This is a genomic window from Paraburkholderia sp. MM5496-R1 (assembly GCF_050436205.1).
Classification (GTDB): Bacteria; Pseudomonadota; Gammaproteobacteria; order Burkholderiales; family Burkholderiaceae; genus Paraburkholderia; species Paraburkholderia tuberum.
The window spans coordinates 3,240,677-3,265,600 of sequence record NZ_JBNDLT010000002.1; the positions used below are offsets into that span (position 1 = coordinate 3,240,677).

A 24,924-nucleotide genomic window follows, 5' to 3' on the forward strand; every position below is an offset into this window, starting at 1 on the left:
CTGCGCTGCATGGCACGGCCACCGGAAAAGGCAAAGGCCCGGCTCGTTCAACGAGCCGGGCCTTTTGCCATCTAGCCAGCCTTAGCGACGCCGGTTAGCTGTCATGTCAATACCGCTAACCCCACGGCCAACGCCGCGTTACTTGCCAAGCCCGCTAGCAGCGATCTGCGTCTCCACCTGCTGTGCGAACAGCGCTTGCAGATGCGTGGTCGGATGCACGAGGTCGGCGAACATGTAGGTCTGGTCCGCGCCGGCCACCGTGTAGGTTTGCGGCGAGCAGAACAGCGACGACGCAAGCGCGCTGCCGAAGTCCGCCGCCGTCTGGCCGGAGGCGAGCACGCTCGGATTGTTCGTCGCGTACGTGGTCGCGCTTTGGGCCATCGACGTCAGGTTACACGCGGTGCCCGTATTCGACACGGTGAAACCGAGCGACTGATAGTTCTGCAACGTCTGGTCGATCCACGCGAATGCGCTCACGTAGATGACCTGCTTGGTCGACGCGAGGCCTTGCTGCAGCACGCCGTTGTAGGTCTTGACGAGCGCGTTGATGAGCGCCTGGCCTTGCGCGCCCGCGGCGAGACCTTGCGGCGTCTGCGCGATGTCCGGCACGTCCGACACCACCACGTGCGTCGCGCCCGACGCGACGACCTTCTGCACCGTGCCGACGAACGTGGTCGCCGCGGTGGTGATGTCCTGCAGCGCGGCCAGCGTGGCCGTCTGCGACGCGGCGGCTGCCGCCGTCTGCGCGTCGGCCGGGGTACCGCCGTTCAGGAGCGCCTGCGTCGCCGCTGCCGTACCGGCAGCCGAGACCGCTTGGACCGCGACGAAGATGTCGTTCGCGCCGCCGTTCATCAGCACGAGCTGGTTCGAATTGAAGCTGTTATTGTGCCCGGCCAGATACTCGGCGACCTGCGTCGTGACCGGCACCGTCGTCGCGGCCATGTTGTTCGGCGCGTAGCCTTCGCCCGGCTGCAGATCGACACGCGAGCCGCCCTGCGCGTAACCGAGGCCGCCCGTCGCGGTGAGCGGCATGCCGAAGCCGCCGACGTAGGCGGCGGTGAGCGTGCCGCCGTAGTACTCGGCGACCTTCTGCGTCCAGACCTCACCCGGATTCGTCGTGAAGCGGCCGCCGCCCGTGCCAACGTTCGCCTGGACCGCCGGCATGTATGTGCCGACATCCGACAGGCTGTCGCCGAATGACACGACCTGCAGCGTGACGCCCCCCGGCGGCGTGTTGCTGCTGCTCGAACTATTGTTGTCGCTGCCACCGCCGCATGCCGCGAGCGCGGCGAACGCTGCGCTCGCCACTGCGATCTGCGTGACGCGCAACCATTGCGGTTTCTTCGAAGCGGTTTGATTCATGTTGACTGCATCTCCTCGTATGTGTGGCCCTTGATGCCATGTGTTGCAGGCGGCGTCCACCGCGTTTGGCGGCGTGACGACAGCTTACAGAATCTTCTACGGCCTGCGCGATGTCCGAAGCGCGACCGTATGGTTTGAGTTCAAGCCGGCTCCCTGCGCGTGCTGCGCATGATGAGCGGCGGCCCAGGCGGGCGGCGCGAACAGCGCACGCCATTTGTTGCGCCAGCCGCGCACGCTCGCGAAGTCTGCGGCCGTCGATGCCCATTCGTGAAACGTCGCCTTCAGCGGGTTGTACGTGTGCAGCGGCTCGACGATGCCGTACCGCGGCGCCTCGTGCGGATCTTCTTCGACGTAGCTGCCGAGCAGGCGATTCCAGATCACCAGTACACCTGCGTAATTGCGATCGATGTAGCGATCGTTGCGCGCATGATGCACGCGATGGATCGACGGCGTATTGAACACGTATTCGAGCCAGCCGAGCTTGCCGATCGCCTGCGTGTGCACGAAGAACTGGAAGCCGAGATTGATCAGCACGATCGCGACGATCTGCTTCGGAGCAAAGCCAGGAATGACGAGCGGAATCCAGAACACCCACATGCCGGCGATCAGGTACAGCAGGCTCTGGCGGAACGCGGTCGAAAAATTCATCCGCTCCGACGAGTGATGCACGACGTGGGCGGCCCACAGCCAGCGCACGCGATGACTGCAGCGATGAAAGACGTAATAGAGCAGGTCCTGCGCGACGAACAGCACGACGAACGACAGCCACGTCGCCGGCCATGTATGAATGCGGTGATGCTCGTAGAAAAACGCGTAGACAGGGATGATCGCGAGCCACGCGAGCTTGTCGGCGGCCTGCTGCAGCAGCGCGAGCGCGGCGTTGCACAGCGTGTCGCGCCAGCTGTAGAGCCGCTCGGCCGGGCGCGTGCGGCTCACGTGCCACGCCTCCGAGCCGATGCAGGCAAGAAAGACGGGCGCCATGGCGAGCAGCAGCAATTCGGCATCGAATTGCATCTTGTCTCCCTTCCTGGTCCCTGACCGCCTCGCGGTACGCGGCGGGTGGTGTCGTTATCGTTCGTGAGGCCGCGCGGTCTGCACGACCGGCGCCCGACGCGGCAAGCCCGTGATGTCGCGCGCCGCATGCTGCCCGACAGCGTACACGGTTAGGAGCTTGCCGCGCGCGGCATCGCTAGAAGGAATACTCAGTGGCCGCCGCGCTTGCGCGGGTTTTTCCTGGGCTTCTCGCGCGCTTCCTCGATGGGCGCGGAAACCTTCGTAAAGCCCTGCGACGGGCCTTCGTACACCCATTCGAGCAGCGCGTCGTGCGCGGCGCGCGCCGCTTCCGAATGCGGATCGTTGATCAGGCTGACGACGACATAGCTGTTGCCGTCGGCCGACGCGACGTAGCCGGCGATCGCGCGTACGTCGCGCAGCGTGCCGGTCTTGATGTGCGCGTTGCCGCCCGCGCCCTGGCTGGTCAGGCGATTGCGCATCGTGCCGTCGACACCGGCGATCGGCAGCGAGTCGACGAACACCTGCGCGACTGGGCTCGCGTTCGCGCGTTGCAGGACATCGGCGAGCGCGAGCGCGGTGATGTGTTCGTCGCGCGACAGGCCCGAGCCGTTATCGAGCGACAGGTATTCGGTGTTCAGGCTGTCGCGCGTCAGGAAAGCTTCGACCGCGTGCGCGGCTTTCGCGGGCGTGGCGGGCGGCCCTTCCTCGGCGGCGCCGATTGTCAGGAACAGGTTGCGCGCCATCGTGTTGTTGCTGAACTTGTTGATGTCGCGAACGATGTCCGACAGCATCGGCCCCTCGTGCCTGGCGACGAGCTTCGCGCCGGCGGGCACCGCGCCTTCGCGGGTCGCGCCCGTGAATGTGCCGCCGGTTTGCTGCCACAGCGCGAGGAAGCCGCGCGCGAAGAACGTCGAGTGATCGAGCACGGCGACGTTGATCGTGCGCGCGTCGCAGCGCACCGGAAAGTCGCCAATGAACGACGCGACGAGAGTGCCGTCAGGCTCCGGCGTGACGGTCGGCGTCGGCAGCTCGCCCCGGCATGGGCCGCTCGTCGCACGCAGCTGGTTGTCGATGCGCAGTTGCGCGAGCGCGGGCAGCACGTCGATCGCCACCGTGCCATCGGGCGACGGCGTCAGCGTGAACGACAGCGATTTGAACGCGTACAGCAGCGGATCGGGGCCGACGTTGTACGGCGCGTTCACGTCGTCGTCGAACGCGGGCAGGTCGCGAGTCGACGGATCGAAGTAGCGCTTGTCGAGCACCAGCGCGCCGTCGATACCGTTGATGCCCGCCTTGTGAATCTTCTGCACGAGGTCGATCAGTTCTTCGGGCACGAGCTTCGGGTCGCCGGTGCCCTGGATGTACAGATTGCCGTGCAGCACGCCGCTCGCGTCGAGCGGGCCGTCCGCGTACGCGCTGGTGCGCCAGCGGTAACCGGGACCGAGGATCGACAGGCCCGAGTAGGTGGTGACGAGCTTCATCGTCGAGGCGGGCATCATCGGCTTGCCGGCGTTCAGCGCGAGGATCGGCGTGCGATCGCCGACCTTTTCGACGACCACGCTGATCGACGACAACGGCACGTGCGCGCGCTGCAGACCGACCATCACCGGCTGCGGCAGTACCGTCGTGACGTTGACGCTCGGATGCGTGGCCTTGACGCGGGCCTCCCCGGTCAGCGGCAGCAGGGTGCCTGCGCCGAGCGCGGCGGCGCAGAGCCAGACGGCCGCGCGCGGCCCGACACGGTTAGGCATGAAGGCTGCGCGATCGAACATACGGCGCGAGTGCACCGCCATACGGCGTGCGACGGAAGACAGAAAAGGGTGCGTCATGAACGGGTAAACGGGCAAACGGACGAGCAGGATTTCAAGGTGTGCGGCGAGCGGCGAGCGGCGTGCGGCGTGCGCGGGACGATGGAACGGCAAGCTGGGCGCCTTGACGGCGCGGTAGCGCGCCGCGGTCTACCCGACGGCCGTCGCGCGACGCAAAGCGCCCATTGTAGTGACATCCCGCGAGGCTGCGGTGAAAAAAGCGCCACACGCCGCACGGGTCGGAAGCGGGCGCTAGAATGCGGCATCATCAAATGTTTTGGAACGGACAACCATGCGCATCCTGCTAGTCGAAGATGACCGGATGATCGCCGAAGGCGTGCGCAAGGCGCTGCGCGGCGAAGGCTTCGCCGTCGATTGGGTCGAGGACGGCGAAGCGGCGCTGCGAGCGGCTGCGGCCCAGCCTTACGACCTCGCGTTGCTCGACCTCGGTCTGCCCAAGCGCGACGGTCTCGAGGTGCTGCGCGCACTGCGTGCGCGCGGCCATGCGCTGCCGGTGCTGATCGTCACCGCGCGCGACGCGGTCGCCGATCGTGTCAAGGGCCTCGACGCCGGCGCCGACGATTACCTTGTCAAACCTTTCGATCTCGACGAACTCGCTGCGCGGATGCGCGCGCTGATCCGGCGCCAGTCCGGCCGCAGCGATTCGACGATTCGCCACGGCAATTTGACCCTCGATCCCGCGTCGCACCAGGTGACGCTCGATGGCGCCCTGGTCGCGCTATCCGCGCGCGAATTCGCGCTGCTCGAGGCGCTGCTCGCGCGACCCGGTGCGGTGCTGTCCAAGAGCCAGCTAGAGGAAAAGATGTATGGCTGGGGCGAGGAGATCGGCAGCAATACCGTCGAGGTCTATATCCACGCGCTGCGCAAGAAGCTCGGCGCCGATCTGATCCGCAACGTCCGCGGGCTTGGCTACATGATCGCGAAGGACGCCTGAGCCGATGCGCTCGATTCGCCGACAACTGTTGTTCTGGCTGCTCGCGCTCGTGCTGCTCGGCGTCGGCATCGCGGGCTGGCTGATCTACCGGCAGGCACTCGCCGAAGCGAACGAGCTGTTCGACTACCAGCTCGAGCAGATCGCCGCGGCGTTGCCGGCGGAACCGTTCTCGCAGGTGCTCGGCCGCGATACCGGCGACGAGGGCATCGTGCTGCAGATCTGGAACCGCAACGGCATGCTGATGTATTACTCGCGGCCGCGTGCGCCGCTCGCGCCGCGCGCCGAACTCGGTTTTTCGACCGAGCGCACCGACCGCGGCGAATGGCGCGTATATGGCGCGATCGTCGGCGACAACGTCGTGCAGCTCGCGCAGCCGCTGTCGGTGCGCAACCGGCTCGCCGCCGATGTCGCGCTGCGCACGCTGTGGCCGCTGATCGTGCTGCTGCCGCTGCTCGGACTCGCGGTATGGGTGATCGTCGGTCGCGGGCTGCGGCCGCTGCGGCGCGTGACGAGCGCGCTCGACACCCGTCATCCCGAAGCGCTGGATCCATTGCCTGATAAGCGCCTGCCGCTCGAAGTGCGGCCGCTCGTGCGTGCGCTGAACGGGCTGCTGCAGCGGCTCGCGACCGCGCTCGATATCCAGAAGGCGTTCGTCGCCGATGCCGCGCACGAATTGCGCACGCCGCTTGCCGCGGTACAGATTCAGGCGCAACTGGTCGCGCGCGCGAAGGACGACACAGCCCGCAGCGAGGCGCTCGCCGATCTGCAGGCGGGTGTCACGCGCGCGACGCGCCTCGCCGAGCAACTGCTCGCGCTCGCGCGCGCCGAGCCGGACGGCGCCGCCGGCGCAGTGATGCTCGATCTGCGCGAGCTGCTGCAGGAGTGCGTCGCGACCTACGCGCCGCTCGCGATGAATCGCGGCGTCGACCTCGGCATCGAGGCGAGCGAGGCCGCCAGCGTGACCGGCGACGCCGAAGCGCTGCGCGTGATGTTCAACAACCTCGTCGACAACGCGACCAAGTACACGCCGCGTGGCGGCCGCGTCGACGTCAGCCTGCGTGTCGAGGACGGCCGTCCGGTCGTGCGGATCGCCGATAGCGGCCCCGGTATCGATCCCGCCGATCGCGAGCGCGTGTTCGACCGGTTCTATCGCGCGGGAGCGGGCGCGAATCGCGCGCGCACCGACGTGGCGGGCAGCGGCCTCGGTCTCGCGATCGTGCGTCGGATCGCCACCCAACATCATGCGCAAGTGTCGCTCGACGACTCGCCGGCCGGTGGTTTGCAGGTCATCGTACGCTTCTGATCATGGTGATTTACTGTTCGGCCAACGCCGGCGTTCGTGCTGGCGCGGCGGTCCGTAGCGGCCGGTCCAATAAGGTTCCCATGATCTGGCGCTGCTTAAGACTCTTTTAAGTGATGCCCTTTACGCTCGTCGACATCCAAAGTCACTTTCTCCAGTCAGGAGCTCATGATGAACGCGAAAACCTTGTCCCGCGGCGCCGTTGCGGTAGCTGTGGCCGCTGCGCTTTCAGCCGGCTATGTGGCGGGCCATCGCGATGTGCCAGCACCGCAGATCATCTCGCCGGCGCAAGCCGCCGCGATGATGCCAGCCGAAGCAGCCGCCAAAACCGGTATCCCCGATTTCTCCGGTCTCGTCGAGACCTACGGTCCGGCCGTCGTCAACATCAGCGCGAAGCACGTGGTCAAGCAAACCGCGATGCGTGGTAATGGCGGCAACCTCAACGGCAACCAGCTGCCGATCGATCCGAACGATCCGTTCTATCAGTTCTACAAGCGGTTCTTCGGCGGCGTGCCCGGCATGCAGGGCGGCGATGGCGGAGACGCGCCCGACCAGCCGAGCGTGAGCCTCGGCTCGGGCTTCATCATCAGCAACGACGGCTACATTCTGACGAACGCGCACGTGGTCGATGGCGCGAACGTCGTCACCGTGAAGCTCACCGACAAGCGCGAATTCAAGGCGAAGGTGGTCGGTGCCGACAAGCAGTCCGACGTCGCCGTGCTGAAGATCAACGCGAGCGATCTGCCGACGGTGAAGATTGGCGATCCGCGCCAAAGCAAGGTTGGTCAGTGGGTCGTCGCGATCGGTTCACCGTACGGCTTCGACAACACCGTGACCTCGGGCATCATCAGCGCGAAGTCGCGTTCGCTGCCCAATGAGAACTACACGCCGTTCATCCAGACCGATGTGCCGGTGAACCCTGGCAACTCGGGCGGTCCGCTCTTTAATCTGCAAGGCGAAGTGATCGGCATCAACTCGATGATCTACTCGCAGACGGGCGGCTTCCAGGGCCTGTCGTTCGCGATCCCGATCAACGAGGCGATCAAGGTCAAAGACGATCTCGTCAAGACCGGTCACGTGAGCCGCGGCCGCCTCGGCGTCGCGGTACAGGGCTTGAACCAGACGCTCGCCGAGTCGTTCGGCATGCAGAAGCCGCAAGGCGCGCTGGTCAGCTCGGTCGACGCCAACGGGCCGGCGGCCAAGGCTGGCTTGCAGCCGGGCGACGTGATCCTGTCGGTGAATGGCGACGAAGTGAGCGATTCGACGGATCTGCCGGCGAAGATCGCAGGTCTCGCGCCGGGCAGCTCGGCGACGCTGAAAGTGTGGCGTGATAAGGCCAGCAAGGACGTGAAGGTGACGATCGGCTCGTTCTCGGACGCAAAGGTTGCGTCGGCGAACAAGACCGATCAGCAGACCCAGTTGCAAGGCCGTCTCGGCGTCGCGGTGCGGCCGCTGACGCCGGAAGAGAAGAGCAGCGCGTCGGTGTCGCACGGTCTGCTCGTGCAGCAGGCAGGCGGCGCGGCGGCGAGTGCCGGCATCCAGGCGGGCGACGTGATTCTCGCGGTCAATGGCCGTCCCGTCACGAACATCGATCAGCTGAAGCAGATGATTTCGGGTGCAGGCAACAGCATTGCGCTGCTGATCCAGCGGGACAACGCGCAGATTTTCGTGCCCGTAGATCTCGGCTGATCCAGTATCCGGGCGGTTCGAACGGATCGCCCATCCCAGTTTGAGCTGTAGTAGCGATTGCCGGTCCTTTGCATTTACTGCAAGGACCGGTTTTTTTTCGCCTGTCCGCACCGTGCTACGGCGAGCAGCGCGGGCAGGGCGAAACGCGCCACGCGGCTTGGTGCCACGGTCGCGCATGTCTAGTCGACGCAACCGGATGGTTGGCACGCAGGTTGCTTCGGCCTTCATTTGGGCCTGTTCGGGGACTGGGCAAGGACTGCAACAAGGAGAGCGAACCAATGAAAACCCAACGCAATCAGCAAAGGATCGTAGCCGTCGCGCTGTGCGCGGCGCTCGCGCTCGGACTGGCGGGCGGTGCGTACGCGCAGCAGGCGGGCGTGACCGGTGGCTCGACGACCGACAACACCAGCGCGGGCAACACCAACGGCGGCGGTCTGCCGCAAGTCCAGCAGCAGGGCGACGTGTCGTACGTATCGGGCGGCGTCGGCCTCGACGAATCGCGGGCGTTGCGACAAGCGCAAAGCCAGTGGCCACTGACGTTGCGCTTCACCGGACCCAACGCCGAGTTTCTCGCGGATGTGCACGTGCGTATCGTCGATGCCCATAACGGCGAAGTGCTGAACACGACGTCGCGCGGACCGTTCATGCTGGTGCGCTTGAGCCCCGGCCGCTATACGGTGCACGCGAAATACAACGACAGCGAGCAAACCCGCTCGGTTAGCGTGCCGGCGCACGGCAACGTCAAATCCGCGTTCATCTGGAACGCGAAGTAACGGGTCGATCGGTCCGCCGCCGCGCAGCAAGCTTGCGCAATCGGCCGAAGTTTGGCCGATAATGAAGCCACGGGCAGCTCCCGTGGCTTTGCCGTTCCGGCGGCAACAGCCGGCAGTGCAGCACCCACCCCATCACGGAGCCTGGACATGAGCGATGCGTCGACATCTGCGGGACGGCTGGACGGCCATACCATCGTGATCCGCGACAACGGTCACCGCGTGCGCGTGATTCACGGCGGCGTGACGATGGCCGACACCAAGGCCGCGCTGACGCTATCGGAGACCGGCCTCGCCGACGTGTTCTATTTCCCGCGCGAGCACGTGAACATGGCCCGGCTCGAACGCTCGACGCACACGTCGCATTGTCCGTTCAAGGGCGACGCGTCGTACTTCCATCTGCGCACCGAAGATGGCGTGATCGAGAACGCGGTGTGGTGCTACGAGGCGCCGTTCGAGCAGGTCAGTCGCATCAAGGGCTATCTCGCTTTTTACGCATCGCGCGTCGACCGCATCGATCAGACGTCCTGATCCCGCAGTCGGCGCGTTCATCGGGGAGGTTGTCATGGAACTGAACGACGCGTTACGGATTCCGCTGGCGCCGTCCGAGGTCTGGGACGCGTTGCAGGACCTCGCGCTGTTGCGTGCCAGCCTCGACAACTGCGAGTCGTTCGTGCGTCTCGACCACGGCGAATACGCGCTGACGATGACCGTGCCGCTCGGCCCGTTGCGCGCGCATTATCAGGCGCGCGCGCACGTCGCCGGCCAGGATTCCGGCCCGGCGGACGCGCAGCGCCGCACCATCAACTTCAAGGCCCGGGCCGAGGGCATCGGCGCATTGCGCGGTCAGATCGAAGTGCGTTTGCGCGCGGACGAGGGGCGGGAGCCGGGCACGCGCATCGACTACACACTGTGGGCGACGTCGTCGGGACCGCTCGCCGAGCTGCCGACGCGCCAGCTCGAGAACGCCTTGCGTCAGATCGCCGACGATTTTTTCGCCGAGTTCGACGCCGTCGTGCGCGCCAAGCACGGCAAAGGGCCGAACCGCGCGCGTGGCACGGCGCCGCGTCGCCAGTACGTGTTTTTGCGGCCGATCACGCTCGGCGGCATCGCGCGGCGAGCGCGCATCGAGCACAGCCATGCGCTGTCGGGGCGCGCGGCGAGCGCGTCGCATAGCTGGTCGCATCACGAGCCCGGTCAGCATGTCGTGCCGTACTGGGCGTGGGCCGGGATGATCTTTCTGGTCGCACTATTGTTGTATGTCGCGCGCTGGTTCAGCGAGCATTGAGGCCGCGAGCCGCGCGCAGCCCCTGATGGAACGCGCGACAAACATCCCGCGCGACTACGAAATCCCGGTGACGCATTACGAAATAGCGGTGCTCCCGCCGCCTTCATCTAATCCCCGCGAAACTCCCGCCGCCACGCGCTCGGCGACGTGCGAAACGCGTCCGCGAAATGCTGCCGCAGCGATGCGGCCGAGCCGAATCCGGCGCTCGCCGCGATCGCTTCGACCGACCCGTCGGTGCTTTCCAGCAGCTGTTGCGCACGCGCGAGCCGCTGCGCGAGGAGCCACGCGCCGAGGGTGGTGCCGGTCGCGAGCCGGAAGCGCCGCGTGAAGGTGCGGCGGCTCATCAACGCGCGCGCGGCGAGCGTGTCGAGCGTATGCGGCGTGGCCAGGTTGCCGCTCACCCAGTCGAGCAGGCCGGACAGGCGATCGCCGCGCGGGTTCGGCGGCATCGGCTGCTGCACGTATTGCGCCTGGCCGCCCTGGCGATGCGGCGACACGACGAGCCGGCGCGCGACGTGGTTCGCCACCCGCGCGCCGCAGATCTTGCGCAGCACGTGCAGGCAGCAGTCGAGGCCGGCGGCGGTGCCGGCCGAGGTCAGCACGTTGCCGTCGTCGACGTACAGCACGTCGGCGTCGAGCCGCACGCGCGGGTAGCGGCGCGCGAACTCGTCGGCCCAGGCCCAGTGCGTCGAGGCGGGCCGTCCATCGAGGATGCCCGCGGCGGCCAGCACGAAAGCGCCGAGGCACAGGCCGACGAGCAGCGCGCCGCGCGCATGCGCGGCCCTCAGCGCGTCGAGCAGCGCGGCGGGCGGGGTTTCGGCGGGATCGCGCCAGCTCGGCACGATGATCGTCTGCGCGTCGGCAAGCGCTTCGAGTCCGTGTATGACCGCGATCGAGAAGCCCGCGGTCGTCGCCAGCGCGCCTGTCTCCGCGGCGCAGACGCGGAAGTCGAAGTCGGGAACACCGCCGGCGCGACGGTCCTCGCCGAACACGACGCACGGCACCGACAGATGGAACGGGCTGATGCGGTCGAACGCGACGACGGCGACGATGTGGCGCGGCGCCTGATCGGAGACGTCGTCGGAAGATGCGAGGGTGGTCATGCCGGGCGCCTCATGAAAGCCGTAAGTATGGCCCGATTCTAGCGAAGGTTGTCATTCGGGCCGCTGTCGACGGGCGGGCAGCGGAGCAACAATGCCGTCATTGCCGTTGCGCCGCGGCCACCGCGCTGGGCGCGCGCCATCGACCGCTTTTCCTGACCAGGAGCCTTGCCATGAGCACACCCGCGCCGCGCCGTGCGCTGATCGTCATCGACGTGCAGAACGAATACGTGAGCGGCGACCTGCCGATCGAATTTCCGGACGTGCGCACGTCGCTCGCCAACATCGGTCGCGCGATCGATGCAGCGCGCGCCGCCAGCGTGCCGGTCGTGATCGTGCAGAACGTCGCGCCCGCCACCTCGCCGCTGTTCGCGCGCGGCAGCGCGGGCGCGGAACTGCACACGGTCGTGAGCTCGCGCGCTCATGATCATTTCGTCGAGAAGTCGCTGCCGAGCGCATTCGCTGGGACCGATCTGGCCGACTGGCTCGCCGCCCGGCAGATCGATACGCTGAGCGTCACCGGCTACATGACCCACAATTGCGATGCCTCGACGATCAACCACGCGGTGCATGCTGGCCTCGCCGTCGAGTTCCTGCACGACGCAACCGGCTCGGTGCCGTATGAAAACAGCGCGGGCTTCGCGAGCGCGGAGGAGATTCATCGCGTGTTCAGCGTGGTGCTGCAGTCGCGCTTCGCGGCGGTCGCAAGCACCGATCAATGGATCGCGGCGCTAAAGAGCGGCGCGCCGCTCGAGCGCGGCAACATCTATGCGTCGAATCAGGCGGCGCGAGCGCGCCGGGCGGTTGCCTGAACCCGGCGCAGGGGCGGTGGTCCGGTCCAAAAACAGAAACGGGCGGTCCACCGAACCGCCCGCTGTTCCAATCCGTCACCCTGGCGCGCCTTCTACGCCGCCTTCCTGCGCAACGCCGGACTCAGGCGCAAGCCGTCGAACATCGCTTCCACCATCTGCTGCGCTTGCGCGCCGAAGTCGGTCGCGTCGGGCAAAAACAGCATGTCGCGCAAAGAACCGCCGACGAACGCGTGGACCATCGCCGCGGCAAGCTTCGTGTCGAGGTCGGCGGGCATCTGGCCTTTGGAGATCGCATTGCGCAGACCGCCCTCGATCTTCGCGAGCCCCTCGCGCATATTGGTCTGATACCGTTCCATCACCGGCCCCATATCTTCGACCAGCTCGCACTTCAGAAACAGAATGTCGAACACGCGGCGGCGGCGGGGATCGTTGGCAGTGTCGCGCAGGCAGACCACGCAGATTTCAATCAGGCGCCCGAGCGGATCAGCTTCGTTGGGATCGAGCGACGCCGCCTTCAGTTCGTCGAGCGGCAGCAGCACGCGGTCGAACATTTCGGTGAACAGCTCGCTCTTATGCGCGAAATGCCAATAAATGGCGCCGCGCGTGACGCCGGCGGCCTGGGCGATATCGGCCAGCGACGTGCGCGATACACCCTTCTCGAAGAAGACCTGTTCGGCCGCGTCGAGAATCCGGTTGCGCGTCTCCAGCGCCTCTTCTTTGGTTCTTCTGACCATATTGGTGTAGCCTGCGCTGATCCTGGGGTTTATGCGGACAGTTTTAAGTCAGTCAGATGACGCTTTGACTACTTCTGAAGCGAATTGCGACGCGAATCTGCGGTACCCCAGCCTCGGAAGATATAAATGCACTTTTACATGCATTCATGAATGTATATATAATAGCACCCCACGATCGCATAGCCCAAGCCGCGACGAGCAGTTAATATCCGTCACTGTTGCCTTTCGAAAGCGCTTTCGCGGCCGCCAAACGGCGGCGCTGCGCGGCATTCCCCGGTATGGCGCATTCGTAGCAGGGTGCCCTGCAGGCGCAGGTTTGCATCCATGGGCTTCCGGTCGAGCGTCGCGAGACGCTTGTGTGCGCTGTCGTCCCCGGGGTAGGGATGCGCGCACTTTTTCATTACTCAGTCTTTGACAGAGGTCGCTCCATGCGCGTCGAACGGGTTCCATTCCGCTTAATCAGTGCCGCGACGGCTGCCATCTTGCTGGCGGCGTGCGGACCAAAACAATCTGCCCCGCCGCCACAGACGCCCGAAGTCGGCGTCGTCACCCTCCAGCCGACGACCGTGCCCGTCGTCACCGAACTTCCCGGCCGTACCAGTGCCTTCCTCGTCGCGCAGGTGCGCGCGCGGGTCGACGGCATCGTGCTGCGCCGTGAGTTCACCGAGGGTAGTGAGGTCAAGGCCGGCCAGCGTCTGTACAAGATCGATCCGGCGCCGTACATCGCGTCGTTGAACAACGCGAAGGCATCGCTCGCGAAGGCGCAGGCGAACCTGGTGACGACCACCGCGCAGGCCAATCGCTACAAGGTGCTGGTCGCGGCGAACGCGGTCAGCAAGCAGGATTACGACAACGCGGTCGCCGCCGAAGGCCAGGCCGCCGCCGACGTCGCCGCGGGCAAGGCCGCGGTCGATACCGCGCAGATCAACCTCGGCTATACCGACGTGACCTCGCCCGTGACCGGCCGGATCGGCGTGTCGCAGGTCACGGCGGGCGCATTCGTGCAGCAGAGTGCGGCCACGCTGATGGCCACGGTCCAGCAACTCGATCCGGTCTACGCCGACCTCACGCAATCGAGCCTCGATGGTCTGAAGCTGCGCCGCGAGGTCCAGGAAGGGCGTCTCAAGACGACCGGTCCGGGCGCCGCGCAGGTCACGCTGGTGCTGGAAGACGGCCGCGTCTACTCCGAGAAGGGCAAGCTGCAGTTCACCGACGTGACCGTCGACCAGGGCACCGGCTCGGTCACGGTGCGCGCGATCTTCAAGAACCCGAACCACGTGCTGCTGCCGGGCATGTTCGTGCGCGCGAAGATCGACGAGGGCGTCAACCAGAACGCGCTGATCGTGCCGCAAGTCGGCGTCACGCACGACCAGAAGGGTCAGCCCACCGCGCTCGTCGTCGGCAACGACAACAAGGTCGAGCTGCGTCAGCTCGTCACCTCGGGCACCTTCGGCTCGTACTGGGTGGTCTCGGACGGCCTGAAGGCGGGTGACCGCGTGATCGTCCAGGGCACCGACAAGGCGCATCCCGGCCAGCAGGTCAAGCCCGTGCCGGCGCAACTGCCCGGCAACCCGGCTTCCGAGGCCGCCGCAAACGGCGCCCAGACAGGTCAACCCGCGGCTCAGCCTGCCTCCGCCGCTTCGGGCGCGTAATAACAGGGAGCCCGCCTCATGGCAAAGTTCTTTATTGATCGCCCGATTTTTGCATGGGTGATCGCCATCATCCTGATGCTCGCGGGTATCGCGTCGGTGTTCACGCTGCCGATCGCGCAATACCCGACCATCGCGCCGCCGTCCATCCAGATCAGCGCAACCTATCCGGGTGCTTCGGCGAAGACGGTGGAAAACACCGTTACGCAGGTGATCGAGCAGCAGATGAGTGGTCTGGACCACCTGCTGTACCTCGCGTCGACCTCGGACGACTCGGGCACGGCCACCATCACGCTGACGTTCGCGGCCGGCACCAACCCTGACATCGCGCAGGTGCAGGTGCAAAACAAGCTGCAGCTCGCCACGCCGCTGCTGCCGCAAGCGGTGCAGCAGCTCGGCACCAAGGTCACGAAGTCGAGCAGCAGCTTCCTGCTGGTGATGGCGTTCGTGTCGACCGACGGCAGCATGAACAAGTACGACCTCGCGAACTACGTCGCGTCGAACATTCAGGATCCGATCAGCCGTATCGACGGCGTGGGCACGGTGACGCTGTTCGGCTCGCAGTACGCGATGCGCATCTGGCTCGACGCGAACAAGCTGAATAACTTCGGTCTGACGCCGCTCGATGTCGAAACCGCGCTGCAGGCGCAGAACGTGCAGGTCGCGGGCGGCTCGCTCGGCGGCACGCCGTCGGTGCCGGGCCAGGTGCTGCAGGCCACGATCACGCAGGCCACGCTGCTCAATACTCCCGAGCAGTTCGGCAACATCCTGCTGAAGGTGAATCAGGACGGCTCGCAGGTGCGTCTGCGCGACGTGTCGCGCGTCGAGCTCGGCGGCGAAAATTACAACTTCGACACCAAGTACAACGGTCAGCCGACGGCAGGCTTCGGTATCCAGCTCGCCACGGGCGCGAACGCGCTCGCCACCGCGAAGGCGGTGCGCACGAAGATCGCCGAACTGTCGAAGTACTTCCCGCACGGCCTGGTGGTGCAGTACCCGTACGACACGACGCCGTTCGTGCGCCTGTCGATCGAGGAAGTGGTCAAGACGCTGCTCGAAGGTATCGTGCTGGTGTTCCTCGTCATGTACCTGTTCCTGCAGAACCTGCGCGCCACGCTGATTCCGACGATCGCGGTGCCGGTGGTGCTGCTCGGTACGTTCGCGATCATGAGCGCGGTCGGTTTCTCGATCAACGTGCTGTCGATGTTCGGTCTCGTGCTCGCAATCGGCCTGCTGGTGGACGACGCGATCGTGGTGGTGGAAAACGTCGAGCGGGTGATGCAGGAGGAGGGCTTATCGCCTCGCGAGGCAACCCGCAAGGCGATGGACCAGATCACCGGCGCGCTCGTCGGCGTGGCGCTCGTGCTGTCGGCGGTGTTCGTGCCGGTGGCATTCTCGGGCGGCTCGGTCGGCGCGATCTACCGGCAGTTCTCGCTGACGATCGTCGCGGCGATGGTGCTGTCCGTGCTCGTCGCGTTGGTTCTGACGCCGGCGCTGTGCGCGACGATCCTGAAGCCGATTCCGAAGGGTCATCACGAAAAAGCGACCGGCTTCTTCGGCTGGTTCAACCGTACCTTCAACACGAGCCGCGACAAGTACCACTCGGGCGTGCACCACGTGATCAAGCGCTCGGGCCGCTGGCTCATCATCTACATGGTGGTGATCTTCGCGGTGGGGCTGCTGTTCGTGCGTCTGCCGAAGTCGTTCCTGCCTGACGAAGACCAGGGCACGATGTTCGTGCTGGTGCAAACGCCGTCGGGTTCCACGCAGGAAACCACCGCGCGCGCCCTCAAGGACGTGTCGGACTACCTGCTGAACGACGAAAAGGCGATCGTCGAATCGACCTTCACGGTGAACGGCTTCAGCTTCGCGGGTCGTGGCCAGAACGCGGGTCTCGTGTTCGTGCGGATGAAGGACTACGCGCAGCGCCAGCACCCGGACCAGAAGGTGCAGGCACTGGTTGGGCGTCTGTTCATGCACTTCAGCAGCTACAAGAACGCGCTCGTGTATCCGGTCAATCCGCCGTCGATTCCTGAACTCGGCACCGCGGCGGGCTTCGACTTCCAGCTGCAGGACCGCGCGGGTATCGGTCACGCGAAGCTGATGGAAGCGCGCAACATGCTGCTTGGCCTGGCGGCGAAAGATCCGACGCTCGCGCAGGTGCGTCCGAACGGCCTGAACGATACGCCGCAGTTCAAGGTGAGCATCGACCACGAGAAGGCTTCGGCGCTCGGCGTGTCGCTCGCCTCGATCGACCAGACGTTCTCGATCGCATGGGCCTCGGCGTACGTGAACAACTTCCTCGACACCGACGGCCGGATCAAGAAGGTCTACCTGCAGGGCGACGCGCCGTTCCGGATGAAACCGGAAGACGTGAATGCCTGGTTCGTGCGCAACGGCGCGGGCGCGATGGTGCCGTTCTCGGCCTTCGCGAGCACCGAGTGGACCTACGGTTCGCCGAAGCTCGAGCGCTACAACGGTATTTCGTCGGTGGAAATCCAGGGGGCGGCCGCGCCGGGCAAGTCGACCGGTCAGGCGATGGCGGCGATGGAACAGATCGTCACCAAGCTGCCGGCGGGAGTCGGCTACGAGTGGACGGGTCTGTCGCTGCAAGAGCGTCAGTCGGGTTCGCAGGCGCCAATCCTGTACGGCATCTCGATTCTCGTCGTGTTCCTGTGTCTCGCGGCGCTGTATGAAAGCTGGTCGATCCCGTTCTCGGTGATCATGGTGGTGCCGCTCGGCGTGATCGGCGCACTGCTGGCCGCGACGCTGCGCGGGCTCGAGAACGACGTGTTCTTCCAGGTGGGTCTGCTGACCACCGTGGGTCTGTCGGCGAAGAACGCGATTCTGATCGTGGAATTCGCGCGAGAACTGCAGCAGGGTGGAGGCATGGGACCGATCGAAGCCGCGCTCGAAGCGGCGCGTCTGCGGTTGCGTCCGATCCTGATGACCTCGCTCGCGTTCATTCTCGGCGTGCTGCCGCTCGCGATCAGTAACGGCGCGGGCTCGGCCAGCCAGCACGCGATCGGTACCGGCGTGATCGGCGGTATGTTGACGGCGACCTTCCTCGCGATCTTCATGATCCCGATGTTCTTCGTCGTGATTCGCGCGAAGTTCGGCGGTGAGAAGGAAGACCCGGATGAGGCGCTGCGCCACTATGAACAGCACCATCCGCACGATCCGCAAGGCGGCGCGGCGGGTGGCACGACCGACGGGTCGGATGGCAATGGCTCGGGCAAGGATGGGCATTGAGATGCAAAAACACTCTTTGATTGCAGTGGCGGTCGCGCTGCTCGCCACGGGTTGCACGCTGGCGCCGCACTACCAGCGGCCCGCCGCGCCCGTGACGGCGACTTTCCCGACGGGCGGCGTGTACGACCAGCAGCCGGGCGCGCAAGGCGCGCGCGGCGCGAACGGCCTGGCTGCCGGCGACATCGGCTGGCGCGACTTCTTCGTCGATCCGCGTCTGCAGCAGCTGATCGAAATCGCGCTGAAGAACAACCGTGATCTGCGTGTGTCGGTGCTGAACATGCAGGCGTCGGCGGCGCAGTACCGTATCGTGCGCGCGGGCCTGTTCCCGACGCTCGACGCCGCGGCTTCGCAAAGCCGGCAGCGCACGCCGCGCGATCTGCTGGCGTTGCCCAACGGCCCGACGATTAGCAACACGTATTCGGTGGGCTTGAACGCGTCGTGGGAAATCGACTTCTTCGGGCGCGTGCAGAGCCTGAAGGATCAGGCGTTGGCCACGTACCTCGGCACCGCGCAGGCGCGCAAGTCCGCGGAAATCGCGCTGGTGTCGCAGGTGGCGAACCAGTACATGACGGTGCTCGAACTGGACGATCTGCTGAAGGTCACGCAGAACACGCTGAAGACGGCGCAGGAGTCGTTTCGGATCACCAAGCTGCAGTTCGACAACGGCACCGGTTCGGAACTCGATCTGCGCCAGTCGCAAACGGTTGTCGAAACCGCGAGCGCGGACCTGCAGGCGCAGATGCGTTTGCGGGCTCAGGCTGACAATGCGCTGGTGCTGCTGATCGGCGAGCCGTTGCCGGCTGATCTTGCGCCAGGCCTGCCGCTGAGCGACCAGAGCCTGCTCACGGATATTCCGGCGGGCCTGCCGTCCGATCTGCTGACGCGCCGTCCCGACATCATGGAGGCCGAGGAAAATCTGCTCGCGGCCAACGCGAACATCGGCGCGGCGCGCGCCGCGTTCTTCCCGAAGGTCACGCTGACCGGCAGCGCCGGCACGCTGAGCCCGACGCTCGGCGGGCTGTTCAAGCCGGGTTCGGCGGCGTGGAGCTTCGCGCCGTCGATCACGCTGCCGATCTTCGAGGGCGGTCAGAACATGGCCAACCTCGATCTCGCCAACATCGAGAAGAACGTGCAGATCGCCACGTATGAAAAGGCGATCCAGACGGCCTTCCGTGAAGTGGCGGATGGACTGGCCGCGCGCGGCACGTACGACCAGCAGATCGCGGCGCTCGAGCGGGATGTCGCGGCCGAGCAGCGCCGGCTGGATCTGTCGACCCTCCGTTATACGAGCGGTGTCGACAGCTATCTTTCGGTGCTGACCGCGCAGACCTCGTTGTACGTGGCTCAGCAGGCGCTGGTCACCGCGCGCATGGAACGTCTGCAGAACCTGGTCACGCTGTACCAGGCGCTCGGCGGCGGCTGGATCGAGCACAACGGCGACCAGCCGCGTCCCGCCGACGCGCCGGTCGACTACGGTGCGGCGAGCGCACCGGTCGCGGCTTCGGCGGCGACGGCAGGCTAAGCGCTGCGGCTCGATGAACCGCTGAAGTAAAGCAAAAACGCCACGGCATGCCGTGGCGTTTTTGTTGATTCGCGGCGTTCGGTGCCGCTCGCCGCATCATCGCTGCATCAAAAGCTCAATGCAGATCCGCCGCCCGCAGCATCTCGTTGCTCTGCGGTGCGCCGCCCGCGCTGGCGTCGAGATCGTGCCCGGCGCGGCGAAGCTCGCTCTTCGCCATCTTCTCGCCCTTCACGCCGTTGAAGATCAGGTTCAGCGCGACCGCCGACACCGACGCGAGCAGAATCCCGCTATGTAGCAGCGGCGACAACGCCGGCGGCAGTTGCGAGAAGAAGTGCGGCGAGACGACCGGCACGAGGCCGAGCCCGATGCTGACCGCGACGATGAAGAGGTTGTGCTGATTCCTCACGAAGTCGACGCGCGACAGCACCTTGATGCCATTCGCCGCGACCATGCCGAACATCACGATGCCCGCGCCGCCGAGCACGAACGCCGGCACCGACGCGACCACCTGCGCCATCTTCGGGAAGAGGCCGAGCAGCACGAGGATCACGCCGCCCATCGCGCACACGAAGCGGCTCTTCACGCCGGTCACGCCGATCAACCCGACGTTCTGCGAGAACGACGTATGCGGGAACGAGTTGAAGATGCCACCGATCAGCGTGCCGAGACCGTCGACGCGCAAGCCGCGCACCAGCGTTTTCTGATCGACCGGACGATCGACCATGTCGCCGACCGCGAGAAACATGCCGGTCGATTCGATGAACGTGACGAACATCACGGTGACCATCGTCGCGATCGACAGCGCATCGAAGTGCGGCAGACCGAAGTGGAACGGCATCACGAAGCCGACCCACGGCGCGTGCATGACGCCGTCCAGGTTGACGCGGCCGAGCATCAGCGCGATCGCGAAGCCCGCGACGATGCCGAGCAGCACCGAGATATTGGCGACGAACCCCCTGGCAAACTTGTTGATCAGCAGGATCAGCGTCAGCACGAGCAGCGCCAGGCCGAGATATATCGGATTGCCGTAGTCGGGATTGCCGACACCGCCGGCCGCCCAGTTGATGCCGACCTCCATCAGCGACAGGCCGATCACCGAAATCACGACGCCGATCACGACCGGCGGGAAGAACCGCAACAGCTTGCCGACCGCGGGCGCGAGCAGAATGCCGATCACGCCGGCCGCGATCGTCGAGCCGAAGATGTCGAGGATGCCGAGCGAAGGATTGGTGCCGATGGCGACCATCGGGCCGACGGCCGCGAACGTGCAGCCCATGATGACGGGCAGGCGGATGCCGAAGATCCACAGTCCGAGCGTCTGGATCAGCGTGGCGATGCCGCAGGAAAACAGATCGGCGCTGATCAGGAAGGCGACCTGGTCTTTCGGCAGCTTCAGCGCCGCGCCGATGATCAGCGGCACCGCGACCGCGCCAGCGTACATGACCAGCACGTGCTGGATGCCGAGAGTGAGCAACTGGCCCGCCGGTAGGCGCTCGTCGCACGGGTGAACCGTGTTCGCTTGCATATCGTCTGTCTCCACCATCTCGTTTTGGGATGACTCCAAGGTATCGGGGACGAAAAGTCGCAACAAGACCATACGTGGCTATTCCGGCATTCCCGGCGGCGATATGCAGAGACCTGTTTTGAAAGGCAAATTAAAGCCACGCGTGGGACGGATCGGCCGTCGGATGCCAGAGAACCCTATGCAGTGGGGGCCGCGGGCGGTGCATGGCGTGCGCGGCGCGGGTTCGTCGCGCGAGGGGATATGTGTGAGAATCAATGACGTGTATCACGCTTCACGCATAGTCCTGTTTTGATGACGCTCGCAGCACGGCGGGGTTAACCCGCGAATGGTTTTTTTTCGCGTGTTTTCCGAGCCGTTTGTTCAACGTTCGCGACGTCTGTGCAGCTTCGCCTTTGAGCTTCGCTTTCCCACTTCGTCGCCAGTCTCGCTGGCTCCTTCTTCACCTCGTTTCAACGTCCCTGCGCTCATGAGTTTTCTCGGCATCGATCTCGGCACCGGCTCCCTGAAAGCGGCAATCGTCGACGAACATGGACGCGAGCAGGCGGTATCGAGCGTCGCTTATGCGCTCGTTACGCCGCACGCGGGTTGGGCCGAAATCGACGTCGAGACCTGGTGGAACGCGCTCGTCCATGCGATGGCGGGCCTGCCGCGCGAGCTGCGTGACGGCGTGCGCGCGATTGGCTTGTCTGGCCAGATGCACGGCGTCGTGCTGCTCGATGCAAACGGCGCAGCGGTGCGGCGCGCCATGCTGTGGCCCGACTCGCGCGCGCTCGCCATGCTCGACGCGTGGCCCGAGCCGCAACCGAATCCGGTCGCGCCCGGCATGGCCGGACCGCTGCTGCGCTGGCTCGTGCTGCAAGAGCCGGATGCCGCGCGCCGCACGCGCTGGGCGCTGCAGCCGAAGGACTGGCTGCGCGTCGCGCTCGGCGGCGCGTGCGTGACCGATGCGTCCGACGCGTGCGCGACCGCGCTCGCCGATCCCGCCGGCGCGTGGGACACGGCGCTGCTGCAACGCCTCGAGATTCCGCCCGAGTGGTTCGCGCCTGTGGCGCCGTCGTATGCGGCGGCGGGCGCGCTGTCGCCGCAGGCCGCGCAGGCACTTGGCTTACGGGCCGGTATCGTGCTCGCAGCCGGCGCCGCGGATACGCCGTGCGCGGCGCTCGGCAGCGGACTCGTGCGTGACGGCGACGCGCTGCTGACGACCGGCACCGGCGGACAGATCGTCGTGCTCGCGAACGACGAGCCTGCGCCGCTGAAGGGCTTGCATCGCTATCGCGCGGCGAGCGATCACTGGTATCGGATGGCGGCGATGCAGAACGTCGGCATCGCGCTGGAGCGGGTGCGCGGGTGGCTGTCGTTTGGGTGGGCGGAGGCTTACCGAGAGGCATTTGACGATGCGGCTGATGCAAGCGCTCATGCCGCCGCTGAAGTGGCGTCGACGCTGAGCTTCCTGCCGTACCTGACCGGCGAGCGCACGCCGTGGCTGAACCCGCAGGCGCGCGGGCGGCTGGCTCGGTTTGTCGCTCGAGCATACGCGCGGCGCGATGATGCGTGCCGCGTTCGAGGGCGTCGCGTTCTCGTTGCGCGCGGGGCTCGACGCAATTCGCGCGAGCGGCGCGCCGGTGACGGCGCTCAAGCTCGCGGGCGGCGGCTCCGTCGACGCGCGCTGGCGACAACTGCTCGCCGATGCGCTCGACGTCGACCTGCATGCGGTCGATTGCCCGAACGCGGCGCCGCGCGGCGCGGCGATCCTCGGCGGTCTCGCGTGCGGCCACTGGCAGACGCGCGATCTCGCCGCGCTCGCGCCGGGCGCGACGCGCGTCGCGGGTCCACGCGGCGATGCGGCGCTTGCTGAACGCTATGCGCGCTTCGTCGATCTGTATGGCCGGGTCGAGCCGTGGTTCGGTGGTAGCGCGCCGTGCGAAGCGAAGTGACAGCGACGGCGTTGAACACGGTGCCGAGCGCAGCCATCGGCGAGGCAGCCTTCACGCGCTATGCAATACCATGACGCTTTTCGCGCGCCACCTAGTCGCCGGCACGCGATGCCATTTCGCATTCACGCACTCACGGACTCACGGACTCACAGGAGCATTGACGATGAAGACCAAAGCAGCAATCGCATGGAAAGCCGGCGCCCCGTTGACGATCGAGGAAGTCGATCTCGAAGGTCCGCGCGCCGGTGAAGTCCTGATCGAAGTGAAGGCGACGGGCATCTGCCACACCGACTACTACACGCTGTCGGGCGCCGATCCCGAAGGCATCTTCCCGGCGATTCTCGGCCACGAAGGCGCGGGCGTGATCGTCGATGTCGGGCCGGGCGTCGGCACGCTGAAGAAGGGCGATCACGTGATTCCGCTCTACACGCCCGAATGCCGTCAGTGCAAGTTCTGCCTGTCGCGCAAAACGAATCTCTGCCAGGCGATCCGCGCGACGCAGGGCAAAGGCCTGATGCCCGACGCGACCTCGCGCTTCTCGCTCGATGGCAAGCCGCTGTTTCACTACATGGGCACGTCGACGTTCTCGAACTACATCGTCGTGCCGGAGATCGCGGTCGCGAAGGTGCGTGAAGACGCGCCGTTCGACAAGATCTGCTACATCGGCTGCGGCGTGACGACCGGCGTCGGCGCGGTCGTGTATTCGGCGAAGGTCGAGGCGGGTGCGAACGTGGTGGTGTTCGGGCTCGGCGGTATCGGGCTGAACGTCATTCAAGGCGCGAAGATGGTCGGCGCGGACAAGATCATCGGTGTCGATCTCAACCCGGGCCGCGTCGAACTCGCGAAGAAGTTCGGCATGACGCACTTCATCAACCCGAACGAAGTCGAGAACGTCGTCGATCACATCGTGCAGTTGACCGACGGCGGCGCCGACTACTCGTTCGAATGCATCGGCAACGTGAAGGTGATGCGCCAGGCGCTCGAATGCACGCACAAGGGTTGGGGGCAGTCGTTCATCATCGGCGTCGCGGCGGCGGGCGAGGAGATCAGCACGCGGCCGTTCCAGCTGGTGACGGGCCGCGAGTGGAAGGGCTCGGCATTCGGCGGCGCGCGAGGCCGCACCGACGTGCCGAAGATCGTCGACTGGTACATGGAAGGCAAGATCAATATCGACGATCTGATTACGCACCGTCTGCCGCTCGAGCGCATCAACGAGGGCTTCGAGCTGATGAAGAAGGGCGAGTCGATCCGCTCGGTCGTGCTCTACTAAGCGAGGAGCGTCGCGATGCTCGAACTACTATCGTCGCACGCCTGCCACGGCGGCGAGCAGCGCTTTTACCGGCACGAGTCGCGCACCATCGGTCTGCCGATGCGCTTCTCGGTCTATCTGCCGCCGCAGGCGCTGCGGGGCAATGCGAAGGTGCCCGCGCTGTTCTACCTCGCGGGGCTGACCTGCACCGAAGAGACGTTCGCGATCAAGGCCGGCGCGCAGCGCTTCGCGGCCCGGCACGGCATCGCGCTGATCGCGCCGGATACGAGCCCTCGCGGCGCGGGCGTGCCAGGCGAGTGCGATGCGTGGGACTTCGGCGTCGGCGCGGGCTTTTATGTCGACGCGACCGCGGAGCCGTGGGCGCGGAACTACCGCATGTACTCGTACGTGCGCGACGAGCTGCGCGAAACGGCGCTTGCGAACGTGCCGATCGATGGCGCGCGTCTCGGCGTCTTCGGTCATTCGATGGGCGGGCACGGCGCGCTGATGCTCGCGCTGCGCAATCCGGACATTTATCGGTCGGTGTCGGCGTTCGCGCCGATCGCGGCGCCGATGCGTTGTCCGTGGGGCGAGAAGGCGTTTAGCGGTTATCTCGGCGAGAACCGTGAAGCGTGGAAGCAGTACGACGCGAGCGAGCTGGTTTCGCACGCGACGCACAAGTTCGCGGAAGGGATTCTCGTCGATCAGGGGCTCGCGGATCAGTTCCTGCCCAGGCAGCTCAATCCCGACGTGTTCGAAGCGGCGTGCAAGGCCGCGGGTCAGCCACTGACGTTGCGCCGGCATGCGGGTTACGACCACGGCTACTACTTCATCTCGACGTTCGTCGAGGATCATCTCGCGCATCACGCGAAGGCGTTGCTCGGCTGAACAACGTCGTAAAACGCGGGGCAAAAAAAAACGGCGGCACTTCATGTGCCGCCGTTTTTTCATTTGATTGGCG

Annotated in this window: 18 protein-coding genes and 1 pseudogene; 13 read left to right on the forward strand and 6 right to left on the reverse strand. The window is 65.9% G+C overall.

The genetic code is table 11. From position 1 onward, the window contains the following. Positions 1-138: 138 nt before the first annotated feature. The 3 genes from OKW38_RS22075 to dacB all read right to left on the reverse strand — a co-directional run bounded on the left by OKW38_RS22075 (position 139) and on the right by dacB (position 4,205). Entirely contained in the window at positions 139-1,362 is a 1,224-nt protein-coding gene (locus tag OKW38_RS22075) for an SGNH/GDSL hydrolase family protein (RefSeq protein ID WP_429363042.1), read from the reverse strand. 96 nt (positions 1,363-1,458) lie between these two features. Next, entirely contained in the window at positions 1,459-2,376 is a 918-nt protein-coding gene (locus OKW38_RS22080; protein WP_429363043.1) for a sterol desaturase family protein, read from the reverse strand. A 188-nt stretch (positions 2,377-2,564) separates the two neighbouring features. Then, positions 2,565-4,205 (reverse strand): D-alanyl-D-alanine carboxypeptidase/D-alanyl-D-alanine endopeptidase, encoded by a 1,641-nt coding sequence (dacB, locus tag OKW38_RS22085; protein WP_429363797.1) that lies wholly within the window; start codon positions 4,203-4,205, stop codon positions 2,565-2,567. A gap of 271 nt (positions 4,206-4,476) precedes the next feature. Between dacB and OKW38_RS22090 the strand changes: the two genes are divergently transcribed. The 6 genes from OKW38_RS22090 to OKW38_RS22115 all read left to right on the forward strand — a co-directional run bounded on the left by OKW38_RS22090 (position 4,477) and on the right by OKW38_RS22115 (position 10,186). Next, positions 4,477-5,139, forward strand: coding sequence for a response regulator (locus OKW38_RS22090; RefSeq protein ID WP_090801714.1), 663 nt, complete (start codon positions 4,477-4,479; stop codon positions 5,137-5,139). 4 nt (positions 5,140-5,143) lie between these two features. After that, positions 5,144-6,442 (forward strand): ATP-binding protein, encoded by a 1,299-nt coding sequence (locus OKW38_RS22095; protein ID WP_429363045.1) that lies wholly within the window; start codon positions 5,144-5,146, stop codon positions 6,440-6,442. Between the two features lie 168 nt (positions 6,443-6,610). Then, complete coding sequence (locus OKW38_RS22100) at positions 6,611-8,128, forward strand: DegQ family serine endoprotease (protein ID WP_090805450.1); 1,518 nt, start codon at positions 6,611-6,613, stop codon at positions 8,126-8,128. A 278-nt stretch (positions 8,129-8,406) separates the two neighbouring features. After that, positions 8,407-8,901: a carboxypeptidase regulatory-like domain-containing protein gene (locus OKW38_RS22105; protein WP_184058311.1), complete on the forward strand. Its 495-nt coding sequence runs from the start codon at positions 8,407-8,409 to the stop codon at positions 8,899-8,901. A gap of 147 nt (positions 8,902-9,048) precedes the next feature. Beyond that, positions 9,049-9,429, forward strand: a complete 381-nt coding sequence (locus OKW38_RS22110; protein ID WP_090801710.1) for a DUF427 domain-containing protein — start codon at positions 9,049-9,051, stop codon at positions 9,427-9,429. A gap of 34 nt (positions 9,430-9,463) precedes the next feature. Further along, positions 9,464-10,186, forward strand: coding sequence for a CoxG family protein (locus OKW38_RS22115; protein ID WP_429363047.1), 723 nt, complete (start codon positions 9,464-9,466; stop codon positions 10,184-10,186). Between the two features lie 107 nt (positions 10,187-10,293). On the opposite strand, the gene OKW38_RS22120 is transcribed toward OKW38_RS22115, so the two are convergent. Continuing rightward, complete coding sequence (locus OKW38_RS22120) at positions 10,294-11,289, reverse strand: helix-turn-helix domain-containing protein (protein ID WP_429335271.1); 996 nt, start codon at positions 11,287-11,289, stop codon at positions 10,294-10,296. Between the two features lie 170 nt (positions 11,290-11,459). On the opposite strand from OKW38_RS22120, the gene OKW38_RS22125 reads away from it, so the two are divergent. Next, complete coding sequence (locus tag OKW38_RS22125) at positions 11,460-12,098, forward strand: cysteine hydrolase family protein (protein WP_090801705.1); 639 nt, start codon at positions 11,460-11,462, stop codon at positions 12,096-12,098. 92 nt (positions 12,099-12,190) lie between these two features. Here OKW38_RS22125 and OKW38_RS22130 read toward each other — a convergent pair whose 3' ends face one another. Continuing rightward, entirely contained in the window at positions 12,191-12,832 is a 642-nt protein-coding gene (locus tag OKW38_RS22130) for a TetR family transcriptional regulator (protein WP_090801703.1), read from the reverse strand. 428 nt (positions 12,833-13,260) lie between these two features. Here OKW38_RS22130 and OKW38_RS22135 point away from each other — a divergent pair, with 428 nt between their 5' ends. From OKW38_RS22135 to OKW38_RS22145, 3 genes are read left to right on the forward strand one after another with little or no spacing between them, the layout of a single operon-like run. After that, positions 13,261-14,484 (forward strand): efflux RND transporter periplasmic adaptor subunit, encoded by a 1,224-nt coding sequence (locus OKW38_RS22135; RefSeq protein ID WP_090801700.1) that lies wholly within the window; start codon positions 13,261-13,263, stop codon positions 14,482-14,484. Positions 14,485-14,502: 18 nt separating this feature from the next. Next, positions 14,503-17,733 carry an efflux RND transporter permease subunit gene (locus OKW38_RS22140; RefSeq protein WP_090801699.1) on the forward strand — a complete coding sequence of 1,077 codons (3,231 nt, stop codon included), beginning with the start codon at positions 14,503-14,505 and terminating at the stop codon, positions 17,731-17,733. A gap of 1 nt (position 17,734) precedes the next feature. Further along, positions 17,735-19,255 (forward strand): efflux transporter outer membrane subunit, encoded by a 1,521-nt coding sequence (locus OKW38_RS22145; RefSeq protein WP_429363049.1) that lies wholly within the window; start codon positions 17,735-17,737, stop codon positions 19,253-19,255. A 115-nt stretch (positions 19,256-19,370) separates the two neighbouring features. Here the strand turns inward: OKW38_RS22145 and OKW38_RS22150 are convergent, their stop codons facing one another. Continuing rightward, positions 19,371-20,780 carry a nucleobase:cation symporter-2 family protein gene (locus OKW38_RS22150; RefSeq protein ID WP_090805449.1) on the reverse strand — a complete coding sequence of 470 codons (1,410 nt, stop codon included), beginning with the start codon at positions 20,778-20,780 and terminating at the stop codon, positions 19,371-19,373. A 466-nt stretch (positions 20,781-21,246) separates the two neighbouring features. Between OKW38_RS22150 and OKW38_RS22155 the strand changes: the two are divergent. The 3 genes and pseudogenes from OKW38_RS22155 to fghA all read left to right on the forward strand — a co-directional run bounded on the left by OKW38_RS22155 (position 21,247) and on the right by fghA (position 24,851). Next, a pseudogene (locus tag OKW38_RS22155) lies at positions 21,247-22,714 on the forward strand (xylulokinase). Positions 22,715-22,877: 163 nt separating this feature from the next. Then, positions 22,878-23,984 carry an S-(hydroxymethyl)glutathione dehydrogenase/class III alcohol dehydrogenase gene (locus OKW38_RS22160; RefSeq protein WP_184023024.1) on the forward strand — a complete coding sequence of 369 codons (1,107 nt, stop codon included), beginning with the start codon at positions 22,878-22,880 and terminating at the stop codon, positions 23,982-23,984. A 15-nt stretch (positions 23,985-23,999) separates the two neighbouring features. After that, entirely contained in the window at positions 24,000-24,851 is an 852-nt protein-coding gene (gene fghA / locus OKW38_RS22165; RefSeq protein ID WP_429363051.1) for an S-formylglutathione hydrolase, read from the forward strand. Positions 24,852-24,924 lie beyond the last annotated feature (73 nt).